The 12,081-nt window shown below is 70.8% G+C and carries 7 protein-coding genes and 2 tRNA genes; all 9 read right to left on the bottom strand.

Going from position 1 to position 12,081, the window contains the following annotated elements:
• Positions 1–54: 54 nt before the first annotated feature.
• A tRNA-Ala gene (locus tag BJ993_RS09790) sits at positions 55–127 on the bottom strand.
• Between the two features lie 62 nt (positions 128–189).
• Positions 190–315, bottom strand: coding sequence for a DLW-39 family protein (locus BJ993_RS26565; RefSeq protein ID WP_308645534.1), 126 nt, complete (start codon positions 313–315; stop codon positions 190–192).
• Between the two features lie 60 nt (positions 316–375).
• Positions 376–449, bottom strand: a tRNA-Ile gene (locus BJ993_RS09785).
• Positions 450–611: 162 nt separating this feature from the next.
• Positions 612–1,115: a DUF3566 domain-containing protein gene (locus tag BJ993_RS09780; RefSeq protein ID WP_179648606.1), complete on the bottom strand. Its 504-nt coding sequence runs from the start codon at positions 1,113–1,115 to the stop codon at positions 612–614.
• Positions 1,115–3,745: a DNA gyrase subunit A gene (gene gyrA / locus BJ993_RS09775; protein ID WP_179648605.1), complete on the bottom strand. Its 2,631-nt coding sequence runs from the start codon at positions 3,743–3,745 to the stop codon at positions 1,115–1,117. The genes BJ993_RS09780 and gyrA overlap by 1 nt, the downstream gene beginning before the upstream one ends.
• Positions 3,746–3,853: 108 nt before the next feature.
• Positions 3,854–5,956 carry a DNA topoisomerase (ATP-hydrolyzing) subunit B gene (gene gyrB / locus BJ993_RS09770; RefSeq protein WP_179648604.1) on the bottom strand — a complete coding sequence of 701 codons (2,103 nt, stop codon included), beginning with the start codon at positions 5,954–5,956 and terminating at the stop codon, positions 3,854–3,856.
• Between the two features lie 271 nt (positions 5,957–6,227).
• A complete protein-coding gene (locus BJ993_RS09765) occupies positions 6,228–6,749 on the bottom strand; it encodes a DUF4395 domain-containing protein (protein ID WP_036543842.1) in 522 nt (173 codons plus the stop codon).
• 69 nt (positions 6,750–6,818) lie between these two features.
• Entirely contained in the window at positions 6,819–9,677 is a 2,859-nt protein-coding gene (locus BJ993_RS09760) for a copper resistance protein CopC (protein WP_179648603.1), read from the bottom strand.
• Positions 9,674–11,887 (bottom strand): hypothetical protein, encoded by a 2,214-nt coding sequence (locus BJ993_RS09755; protein WP_051932072.1) that lies wholly within the window; start codon positions 11,885–11,887, stop codon positions 9,674–9,676. The genes BJ993_RS09760 and BJ993_RS09755 overlap by 4 nt, the downstream gene beginning before the upstream one ends.
• Positions 11,888–12,081: the final 194 nt, after the last annotated feature.

Here is a 12,081-nt window from a genome sequence, read left to right as displayed (position 1 = left end):
CCAAACCACACTCGAAATGAAGGAAGCCGCAGGCTGACCTGCGGCTTCAGACGGTGGAGCCTAGGGGACTCGAACCCCTAACCCCCTGCTTGCAAAGCAGGTGCGCTACCAATTGCGCCAAGGCCCCTTGCGGCCGGGCGTCTCGTGACGGTCGCTGCGCGACCTCCTCGACGACCGGGCGAGGGAGATTCAGTTCTTGGGGAGCTTGTCGGTGGCCTCGGCCCAGAGGGCCTGCTCCGCCTTGCTCTCCTGGAGCTTCTTGCCGGCGACGACGACGCCCGCCGCGGCGAGGACCGCGAGGAGGATCTTCTTCACTGCACACTCCCGTTCTTCCAAAGAAGCCCCGGTCCGCGTGACGCGGCCGGGGCTTTCCGGTGGGCCTAAGAGGACTTGAACCTCTGACCCCCACATTATCAGTGTGGTGCTCTAACCGTCTGAGCTATAGGCCCGGGTGGCGAGCCGCTCTGGGTGGAAGCCCCGCGGCAGCAAGCCGAGAGGGAACACTACCGGAGCGCCTGCGCGAGGGACAAAACGGGGTGGGTGGGTGGGGCCGGGGGTCTCGTGACGGTTGCTGCGCAACCTCCTCGACCACCGGGGTGGCGGAGGAGGGGTCAGTTGTCCTCGGCGAGGGTGATCTCCACGCCGCCGAGGAGGGCGGCCGACATGTTGTAGAGGAAGGCCACGAGGGTCGCCGCCGCCGTGATGAGTACGACGTCGATGGCGGCCACGAGCATCGTGAAGCCGAGCACGCGGCTGGTGCCGAGGTAGTCCTCGATCTTGAAGCCGGCCACGTCCTCGCCGCCGATGCTCTCCTGGACGGTGGAGTTGATCGAGTCCCAGACGCCCGCGGCGCCGAGGACCTGCCAGACCATCGCGACCGAGACCACGGTGACGACCGCGAACGCGATGGACAGCAGGAACGACGTCTTCATGACCGACCAGGGGTCGATCCGGGTCAGCCGCAGCCGGGCCCGGCGGGGGGCGCGCGGGCGGACCGCGGTCGCCGCCGGGTCGGTGGACGGGCCGGCCTGGATCGGGCGCGCCGGGGTCACGGGGGCCCCGATGGGCCCCTCCGTCGGCGGTCGGACCGCCGTCTCCTCGACGCGCTCAGTCATCAGCTCTCACTCTCCCCGGGCGGTGCCTCCACGGCGGCCGTCCCGTCGTCCGTTCCTCCGATTGTGGCATCCGGGGCCTCATCGGGCGATTCCGTCGCCTCCTCGTCGGCGTCCCGGGCCTCCACGGAGCGGGCCACCACGGCGACCGTGTCGTTGCCGCGCAGGCTCACGAAGCGCACGCCCTGGGTGATCCGGCCCTTGGGGGTGAAGTTGTCGTCGATGGGCGAGCGGACGACCTGGCCGCTGGCCGTGATCGAGAGGATCTCGTCGCCGTCGACGACGATGAAGGCACCGACGAGGCGGCCCTTCTTCTCGTCGACCAGCTGCATCGCCTTGATGCCGGTGCCGGTGCGGCCCTGGACGCGGTACTCCTTGATCGGGGTCCGCTTCGCCCAGCCGGTGTCGGTGATGCTGAAGACGTACTGGACGTTCTCGGTGCTGTCCTCACGGGCGGCGTCGGCGGCGCGGATGACGGCCATCGACAGGACCGCGTCGTCGTCGTACTTGAACTTCATGCCGGTCACGCCGGCCGTGGCACGACCCATCGGGCGCAGCTGCTCGTCGCTCGCGCGGAAGCGGATCGACTGCGCCTTCTCCGACACCAGCAGGATGTCGTCCTCGCTGTTGACCAGCTCGGCGCCGATCAGCTCGTCGTCGTCGTGCTTGAAGTTGATCGCGATGACGCCGGCCTGGCGGGGGCTGTTGTAGTCGCCGAGGCGGGTCTTCTTGACCAGGCCCTTCTTCGTCGCGAGGACGAGGTACGGCGCCTGGTCGTAGTCGCGGATCGCCAGCACCTGGGCGATCGACTCGTCCGGCTGGAACGACAGCAGGCCGGCGACGTGGCCGCCCTTCGCGTCGCGCGAGGCCTCGGGCAGGTTGTAGACCTTGGTGCGGTAGACCCGCCCGGCCGTGGTGAAGAACAGCAGCCAGTGGTGCGAGGTGGTCGAGATGAAGTGGTCGACCACGTCGTCGCCGCGCAGCGTCGCGCCGCGCACGCCCTTCCCGCCGCGCTTCTGCGTGCGGTACTGGTCGGCGCGGGTCCGCTTGGCGTAGCCGCCGCGGGTGATGGAGACGACCTGGTCCTCGTCGGGGATCAGGTCCTCCATCGACATGTCGCCGGAGGCCGCGATGATCTGGGTACGACGGTCGTCGCCGTACTTCTCGACGATCTCCCCCAGCTCGTCGATCACGATCTGCCGCTGGCGGGTGACGTTGGCGAGGATGTCCTTGAGGTCGGCGATCACGATCTCGAGCTCGGCCAGGTCGTCGATGATCTTCTGGCGCTGCAGGGCCGCGAGCTGGCGCAGCTGCATGTCGAGGATCGCGGTGGCCTGGAGCTCGTCGATGTCGAGCAGCTCCATCAGGCCCACCCGCGCCTCGGCGACGTCGGGCGAGCGCCGGATCAGGGCGATGACCTCGTCGAGCATGTCGAGCGCCTTGACGAGGCCACGCAGGATGTGGGCCCGCTCCTCGGCCTTTCGCAGGCGGAACTCGGTCCGGCGCCGGATGACCTCGATCTGGTGCTCGACCCAGTTGCTGATGAACTGGTCGATGCTGAGCGTGCGCGGCACGCCGTCGACCAGGGCCAGCATGTTGGCCGAGAAGTTGGTCTGCAGCTCGGTGTGCTTGAGCAGGTTGTTGAGCACGACCCGGGCCACGGCGTCGCGCTTGAGCACGATGATGATCCGCTGGCCCACCCGCGAGGACGTCTCGTTGCGGACGTCGCTGATGCCCTGCACCTTGCCGGCGTCGGCCAGCTCGGCGATCTTCACCAGCAGGTTGTCGGGGTTGACCATGTAGGGCAGGTCGGTGATGGCCAGGACGGTCCGGCCGTTCTTGTCCTCGTCGACCTCGATGATCGCGCGCTGGGTGATCGAGCCGCGGCCGGTGCGGTAGGCCTGCTCGATGCCCTCGCGGCCGACGATCAGCGCGCCGTTGGGGAAGTCGGGGCCCTTGATCCGCTCGATGAGCGCGTCCTGCAGCTCCTCGCGGGTGGCGTCGGGGTGCTCGAGCGCCCAGACCGCGCCCTCGGCGACCTCGCGCAGGTTGTGCGGCGGGATGTTGGTGGCCATGCCGACCGCGATGCCGGCCGATCCGTTGACCAGCAGGTTGGGGAACCGGGCCGGCAGGATCGTCGGCTCCTCGGTCTTGCCGTCGTAGTTCGGGACCATGTCCACGGTCTCTTCGTGGATGTCCCGGACCATCTCCATGGCCAGCGGCGCCATCCGGCACTCGGTGTACCGCATGGCCGCGGCGGGGTCGTTGCCCGGCGAGCCGAAGTTGCCCTGGCCGGCGACCAGAGGGTTGCGCATCACCCACGGCTGGGCGAGCCGGACGAGGGTGTCGTAGATCGCGGAGTCGCCGTGGGGGTGGTAGTTACCCATGACGTCGCCGACGACGCGGGCGCACTTGTTGAAGCCGCGGTCGGGGCGGTAGCCGCCGTCGTACATGGCGTAGAGGACGCGGCGGTGGACCGGCTTGAGGCCGTCGCGTACGTCGGGCAGCGCGCGGCCGACGATGACCGCCATCGCGTAGTCGATGTAGGAGCGCTTCATCGACTCCTGCAGGTCGACGGGCTGGACCCGGCCGCCGCCCGTTCCGTCGCCGAGGTTGCTCTGCGTCTCAGTCACGATTGCTCTTTCTGAGTTGTTCTACGTGTGTCTAGGAAGATCAGTAGAGATGGGGATACAAGGCCAGAGGTCTCGAGACGGTCGCTGCGCGACCTCCTCGACCACCGGTCAGATGTCGAGGAACCGGACGTCCTTGGCGTTGCGCTGGATGAAGGAGCGTCGCTGCTCGACGTCCTCCCCCATCAGGATCGAGAAGATCTCGTCGGCCTGGGCGGCGTCCTCCAGGGTGACCTGGAGCAGCACGCGCTGGTCGGGGTCGAGGGTGGTCTCCCACAGCTCGTCGGCGTTCATCTCGCCGAGACCCTTGTAGCGCTGGATCGGGGCCTCCTTGGGCAGCTTCTTGCCCTGCTCGAGCCCGTCGCGCATGACCGCGTCGCGCTCGGCGTCGGAGTAGACGTACTCGTGCTCGGCCGGCTTGTTCCACTTGATCCGGTAGAGCGGCGGCTGTGCGAGGTAGACGTGGCCGGCCTCGATCAGCGGGCGCATGAAGCGGAAGAGCAGCGTCAGCAGCAGCGTGTTGATGTGGTGGCCGTCGACGTCGGCGTCGGCCATCAGCACGATCTTGTGGTAGCGCAGCTTGGCCAGGTCGAACTCCTCGTGCACGCCCGTGCCGAGCGCCGAGATGATCGCCTGGACCTCCTGGTTGGCCAGCACCTTGTCGATGCGCGCCTTCTCGACGTTGAGGATCTTGCCGCGGATCGGGAGGATCGCCTGGATGTTGTTGTCGCGGCCCATGACCGCGGAGCCACCGGCCGAGTCACCCTCGACGATGAAGACCTCGCACTCCTCCGGGTTGCGCGAGCTGCAGTCGCGCAGCTTGCCCGGCAGGCCTCCCCCGCCGAGCAGGCCCTTGCGGTTGCGGGCCAGGTCGCGCGCCTTGCGCGCGGCGATCCGCGCGGTCGCGGCGGCCTGCGCCTTGCGGATGATCTCCTTGCCCTCGCCGGGGTTCTGCTCCAGCCAGGCGCCGAGCTGGTCGTTGACGACCGACTGCACGAAGCCCTTGGCCTCGGTGTTGCCGAGCTTGGCCTTGGTCTGGCCCTCGAACTGCGGGTTGGAGATCTTCAGGCTGATGATCGCGGTGAGACCCTCGCGGATGTCGTCACCGGTCAGCCGGTCCTCCTTCTTCTTGATCAGGCCCCACTCCTCGCCCCACCGGTTGACCAGCGAGGTCAGCGCCGCACGGAAGCCCTCCTCGTGCGTGCCGCCCTCGGGCGTGTTGATGGTGTTGGCGAAGGTGTGCACCGACTCGTTGTACGACGACGCCTGCCACTGCATCGCGAGCTCGAGGCTCATCGGGTTGGGCGCGTCGTCGCCGGTCTCGGCCTCGTAGGAGATGACCGGGCTGATCGGCGTCTTGCGCTTGTTGAGGAAGTCGACGTAGTCGGCGAGGCCGCGCTCGTACTGGAAGACCTGCTCGAGCGCCTTGTGGCCGTCGACGTCGGCGGCGTGGATCTCGGTCGCGGAGTCGGCGACGCCGTCGACCTCGCCCGTGCCGCCCTCGACCGCCTCGGCGATCTCCTCGGCCTTGGGGCGCGCGTCGACCAGCTCGATGCGCAGGCCCTTGTTGAGGAAGGCCATCTCGCGGAAGCGGGTCGAGATCGTCTCGAGGGTGTAGTCGGTCGTCTCGAAGATGTCCGGCGAGGCCCACCAGGTGACGGTCGTGCCGGAGCGCTCGCCGTCCTCCAGCGGGCGGACCTGGCGCAGCGGGTAGTCCGGGACGCCCAGGGAGAACTCCTGCTCCCACAGGAAGCCGCGGTTCTTCACCTGCAGGTGGAGCCGGTCGGAGAGCGCGTTGACGACGGACGAGCCGACGCCGTGCAGACCGCCGGAGACCTTGTAGCCGCCGCCGCCGAACTTGCCGCCGGCGTGCAGCACGGTGAGCGCCAGCGTCGCGGCCGGCAGCTCCTGGCCGGGCGCGGTGTCGGTGGGGATGCCGCGGCCGTTGTCGACGACGGTGACCGAGCCGTCGGCGTTGAGCGAGACCTTGATGGTGTCGCAGTAGCCGGCGAGCGCCTCGTCGACCGCGTTGTCCACGATCTCCCAGATCAGGTGGTGCAGGCCGCGCTCACCGGTGGAGCCGATGTACATGCCGGGGCGCTTGCGGACGGCCTCGAGACCCTCGAGGACCTGGATCGCGGAGGCGTCGTACTCCCCCTCGTGGGGGGTCGCCTGCGGGGTCTCCTGCTGGGGGGCCTGGTCGTCAGTCGACACGCGGTGACCTCTGTTCTGCTCGGGGTGTGTCCGCCATCACCGATGGCATGGCGAAGGCCGAGCATGGCGTCCCGGAGACGCATTCCCGGCCGATAACCCATTCTAGCCCGCTACGGGCCTCAGGACACGTGCGCGCCCCGCCGCGGGGGAGGACCGGTGTGGAAAACAGGCCCTCAGCGCCACGGAAACGGCAATGGGAGCGCCGAACAGGGGTTCGGGTGGGCCCCGGTACGCGGGAGGCGCCCTTCGGACGCCCTCCCGAGCCCGTGGGTCAGGCGCGCAGCGCCAGGTTGTTGCAGGCCTCGCAGGTCTCCTCCGGGATCAGCCCGGCGCGCATCAGCCAGCCGAAGATCGTGCAGCCCAGGCAGAAGGCGAGGAAGGCCTCGAGCCCCGCGGCCACGATGATCAGCGCCAGCAGGACCTCGGCGAGGCCGGTCTGGCCCAGGGCGACGGCGACGGTGGCCGCCCCGGTGACCACGACGCCGATCGCCTGGGCGAAGCGCTTGGGCGGTCCGGGGACGAGCTTCGGCTCCCCCAGCCGCGGCGCGACCACCCCGGTGGCGAGGCGACCGAGGGGGCTCAGCGTGGGTCCGGTGAGCACCCGGGCCACGAAGCCCAGCGCCAGCGGCAGGCTCAGCCACAGCCAGTCCGTGCTGACCAGGCGGCCCAGCAGCAGGGCGGACGTGGCGATGGCGACCACGCCGCCCGCGACCACGCGCGCCGCCTTCTCGTTGACGGGGTTCGGGAAGCTGAAGGTACGACGGAGCAGCGACTCCGGTGCGGTGGCGGTCATGTCTCGACCTCTCCTTTCGGGGCCGGGCGGGGCGAGCGAGGGCTCGCCCCACCCGGCGGGTGGTGGTGGCTACCCGGTGGGCGGTGCGCCCTGGCCGATGCCCGGGACGAGCCCGAGCGGTGCGGTGGAGGTGACGGTCCAGTTCCCCTCGGGGAAGTAGGAGTCGTCCTGTCGCTCACCGCCGGTGGAGCCCGGGACGAGCGTCGGTGCCAGGAACTGCGGCTGCAGCGGTACGACGGCCGCCGAGCCGACCCCCGGCAGTCGCCGGCTCCACGGCGCGAGCAGCGCCGAGCTGAACACGCCGGGCGCGTCCAGGTAGGCGCGGATGTCCTCCGCCGAGGTGCCGCCGCCGAGGGCCTCGGCCAAGGCGCGGCCGGCGGCGTACCCGCGCAGCCCGTCGAGCGAGGCGAGCTCGCCGCGGAACAGCTGCGGGACCGCCATCCGGTAGAGCACGGCGTCGGTCGACGAGGTCGAGACCTCGCTGACGCCCTGCACCGCGCCGAGGTGGCCCAGGGCGCCCGACGCGCGGACCACCGTCTCGGACAGGACCCGCTCGGACAGCAGGATCGGCGAGGTCAGCACCTTGTCGCCCTTCGCCCGCCCCAGCCGCTCGATGACGGCGACGTCGTCGCCACCGGCGTGCGGCAGGTCCACGACCAGCGCCGTGGTCCGGCGGGCGTCGATGACGCCCGTCAGCTCGTCGTCGTCGAGTTCGGCGAGCGAGCCCGGCTCGAGGAGCCGGACCTCCGGGGTCGGCAGCGACGAGGAGGCGGCGAAGTCCTTCGGCGTCGCCTCCGGGGAGAGCCCGACCTGCAGGCCGGCGAGGAGCCGCTTGCCCTGCAGGTCGTCCTCGACGAGCGCGCGGACGACGGGCTTGGGCGCGACGCCCGCGGGCTGCACCCGGCCACGGATCAGCTGGCCGAGGGCGATGCCCTGGGCGTACGGGTCGGCCGCCAGCCGGTAGACGCCCTTCGTCTCGGTGGGGTCGACGGCGGGATCGCCGACGACCACGGGGAGACCGGCCTCGGCCAGCGCCTCGACCGCGGCCGAGCCACCGCCCCCGCAAGTGCCCGCGGAGGCGACGCCACCGGCCCGCAGGGCCCGGGCGACCGCCTTCTTCGCGCCCTCCTCGGTGCCACCGCTGTCGAGCGTCAGCAGGGCCACCTTGCGCCCGCCGTCGATGCCGCCGTCGGCGTTGACCCTGGCCAGCGCCATCTGGACGCCGATGACGTGCGCCCTGCAGCGCTCGGCCGCCGGTCCGCTGAGGTCGGCCACGGCGACCACCTCGACCGGCGTCGAGCCGGGTGCCTTCGGTACGCCGACCTCGAGGGCGACCGCCTGCGCGGATGCCCCGTCGACCGTCACCTCGGCGCGCCACTGGCCGTCCGCCGAGACGTCGACCGGGGCCGACCAGGTGCGTCCCCCGTGCTGCGCCAGCTCGAGGGTGCGGGCGCGATCGCCGCCACCGGGGCTGGTCAGCTCGACGGACACCTTCTTCGCCGCCGCGTTCTCCGGCGGCAGGGAGACGGTGAGGACGTTGTCGCCGACCCGCGCCGGCGCCAGCCCGATGGCCGCCGTACCGCTCTCGAGGACGGCGGTGGCGGCCGCGGGTCCGGCGAAGAGCCGCCCGGCCTGGGCCGGCAGCGGTCGGTCGCGGCCCTGGACCAGGGCGCCCAGCGTGACGGCGAGCGCGAGTACGACGACGCCCACGACGAGCTCGAACCCGACCGCACGGCCGGGACCCGGCTCACGATCGCCGCGCGAGCGGCGCCACGCGACCAGGCCGATCCCCGCGATCACCGCGACCAGGGCGGCCTTCGCGATCACGACGCGCCCGTAGCCCGACCAGGTCAGGAAGTACCAGTGCGCGACCTCGCGGACCGCGGCCACGACGCCGGTGAGGACGACCACCACGAGCGCGCCGATCGCGATCGCGGCGTACCGCCGCAGCGCCGTACGAACAGGTACGCCGCCGACGCGCGCGGCGAGCGCCACCGCGCCCAGCCCGCCGAGCCACAGCCCGGCGGCGAGCACGTGGACGACGACGGCCAGCAGGTAGGGCACCGACGGCTCGGTGAGCACGTGGCCGGAGAACGCATAGCTGGCGAGGACTCCGCCCGCGGCGACCAGGGCGACCCACGGACGCACCCGGCGCCGGCGTCGTACGACGAGCAGCGCGACCGAGGCCACGCCGACGATCGCGAGCCGCGCGAGATCCGCCCGGCCGGTGGCCGAGTCGGTCAGCAGGCCGAGGTCGAACGAGCCCGCGGCGCCGGCCGTCGCCGAGGTGAGTGCTCCGGCGACGGCGGCGAGGCCGGTGACCAGCCAGGCCGTCGGCGCGAAGCGCAGGATCCTCGACTCCGCGGCGGGCGTGATCTCGTCCGCGCGGCGCAGGCGGTGCAGGAGCAGGAGGCCCGCGAACAGGACGGAGGCGACCAGGATACCGGCCCAGCGGCCGGTCCAGCGGATGACGCTGTCGCCGGCCGCGCTGCTGTCGGGTCGTTGGCCGCCGCCGGTCAGGTCGGCGGCACCGGGCGGGTCGTCGCCCTTCTCATCGGCGACGCCGAAGCGGAAGGACCCGGAGACGACGTGCCCGTCGTCGCCGAGCGCCGACCAGCGCACGGTGTAGACCGCGCTGGGCAGCGGCTTGCGGGGGACGACGGACAGGATCTGCCCGTTCGCCTTCTCGGTGACGGGGCCGGTGGCCACCGCCTTGCCGCCGGGGCCCGTGACCTCGAAGGTCGAGCCGCGGGCGACCGCCGGCTCGCTGAGCGCGATGGAGATCGCCTTCGGCGACTCCGGGGCGACGGAACCGGCCTCGGGGGTGGACTGGATTGCGTTGGGGTGCGCCGCCGCGGGCGCCGCGCCGCTGCCCAGGAGGGCAGACAGCGCGACGACCGCGACGACGACGAACAGCCGTTGGATCAACGGTAGTCCCGGTAGGCCAGATCCTTGCCGGACGCGTTGGGGCTGGAGATCCCCGGCGGCGTCACCCACAGCTCCGAGTGCGGCTTGTAGAAGCCCGCATCCGGGTTGCCCGGCCAGTTGCGCCGGTTGAAGTTGACGCCGAGACCGCCGGTCTTCTCGTCACGGAACGAGTCGTCGTAGCTGAGCTTGCCCGACGGCGAGATGTTCACGTTGTAGAGCCGGTGGTCACCGTCGACGCCCGTGCGGGAGACGAAGTAGTCCGAGAACTGCAGGCGCCACGGCGTGCCCCACTGGTCGACGGTGTGGTTGTCGAGGGCGCCCCAGTGCGGGCCACCCGTCGTCACGTCGGCCACGGGCAGGGCGGAGACGAAGCGCGGGCAGTCCGCGACCGTCTCGCCCTGGGCCAGCTTGTTCCACAGCCGGATCCCGGAGATGTCCAGGGTCCCGTTGTGGATGCCTCGCGACAGGTCGCAGTCGACCTTGCCGTCCGCGGCGCTCTCGATGACGGGCGAGATGTCGATGTCGTAGACGATCTTCGCCGCACCCTCGTCGAAGTAGTTGTCCGAGCCGGGGTTGCGGCCCTGGACGGCGCGGAAGAGCAGGCGGTTGTTCGGCGAGACCTGGTGCCAGGCACCACCGGCGCAGCCGCCGGGCTCGTCGTACTTGCGTCCGTCGGCGGTCCGCACGATCGAGAGGCCGTCGTTCCAGACCTGCACGATCTGGTCGGAGAAGTCGCCCTTGGCCTTGGTCAGGTCGGGGACGAAGAAGACGCCGCCACCGCACATCGAGCCGAAGAAGGCGCCCTTGGAGCTCAGGCCCTTCTTGTACCGGTCGGCGTTGGGCCAGGTCTTGGCGGCCTCCATGATCCCGTACTGCTCGTGGGCACGCTGGGCGGGCTCGGTCGGGCCGTTCGGGACGTGGGCGACACCGACCAGCTTCGGCTTGCCGGCGTTGGCACCCGTGTTGTCCCAGGTGCGGACGGTCGGCCGGAAGGCGTACTTGTCGATCGTCTTGACCGGGTCGAGCACGATCTCGCGCGGCTCGGCGTAGTCCGAGGTGATGCCGACGCCGAGGTCGTTGCGGAACTGGATGCCGTGCGGGTTGGCGCAGGTGCCGAGCGGGCGGGCCTCGCGCAGGTTGCAGGGCTCCTTGATGCCGTTCGGGTTGGCCCCGAGCGGACCACCGGCCGGCGACTCGGACTCGACCACGACACCCCGGACCGGGTCCGGCTTGAAGGTCACGATCTCACCCGGGGAGCCACCGAAGTTGGCCAGCGGGCCACCCATCAGCGTCAGGTAGAAGCGGCCGCCGGGACCGTTCTCGTACGCGTCGGCGATCGAGCCGCCCGGCGTCGAGGTCACCGGGATCTCGTTGAGCAGCTTCAGGTTCGGGATGTCCTTCGCGTCGAGGACGTGCGTCGTACCCGTGAACAGGCCGCCGGCGAGGATCGGGTCGCCGTCGTTCCACTCGTACTGCATGTGGTGCGACTCGTTCTCCAGGCCCCACGGCAGCGGCAGCTGCACGAAGTTGACCACCCGGGCGTAGTCCGGGTTGTCCGTGCCGTCGAGGTTCTTGGCACGGCTGTCGATGACCTGGAAGCCGTCGAGGCCGGGGAGGAACTGCGGGTTCAGCAGGTCGAGCAGACCCTGCGGGTTGATGGTCGCGTTCTGGACGAACTTGCTGATGACGTCCGCGTTGATGTCGGCGGCGTTCTGCTTGGCCGACCACACCACGGTGTACTCCGGCTTCGCCAGCGGGTCGGGCTGCGGGCCCTTGCCCGACTTGTACTTCGCGACAGCGGCCTTCCACGCGGCCGTCGCCTTGTCGCGGCGCTCGATCGCGCCGGGCACCGTGTTGTTCTTGACCTTCCCGATGCTGGTCGCGTTGCTCAGGGTGTTGACGAGCCACTCGGCACTGATCGGCAGGTCGCCGAGCTGGCCGAGGGCACCACCGTCGCCGTCACCCCCACCGAGGCCCCCGCCGAGACCGCCGTCCAGCAGGTCGAGGCTCGGCAGCGAGAGGCCCTCGCCGGCGAGCTCGTCGAGGCCCGGGAGCTGCAGGCCGCCACCACCCAGTGGGAGGTCCGGTAGCGGCAGGCCACCCGTTCCGTTCGTGTCGTCGGCGGCGACGGGGCCGGTGGTCGCGGTCAGCAGACCGAGACTCAGCAGGCCGGCGGCGACCCCGCGGACGACGCGGTTCTTCCTGTGCATGGCTGTGTGTGCCTTCCTCTGTAGGTGCGTTGACGTGACCCGTACGGCTCACGTCGAGGGGTGGACACGTACGGCGTCGTGGGGCACCGACCCCTGCTTTGCACCCGAGCAGGGCCGGACCGCTCTCCCAAGGTCGGTCCGACGTCGATTCACGCCACACATGTCCAGCAGTTCTCGACTGCCTCCCCATCGAC

The sequence above is a fragment of the Nocardioides aromaticivorans genome (genome assembly GCF_013408525.1).
In the GTDB taxonomy this organism is placed as follows: domain Bacteria; phylum Actinomycetota; class Actinomycetes; order Propionibacteriales; family Nocardioidaceae; genus Nocardioides; species Nocardioides aromaticivorans.
Note: the sequence above shows the minus strand (reverse complement) of the source record. Positions and strands in the feature narration are given on the sequence as shown.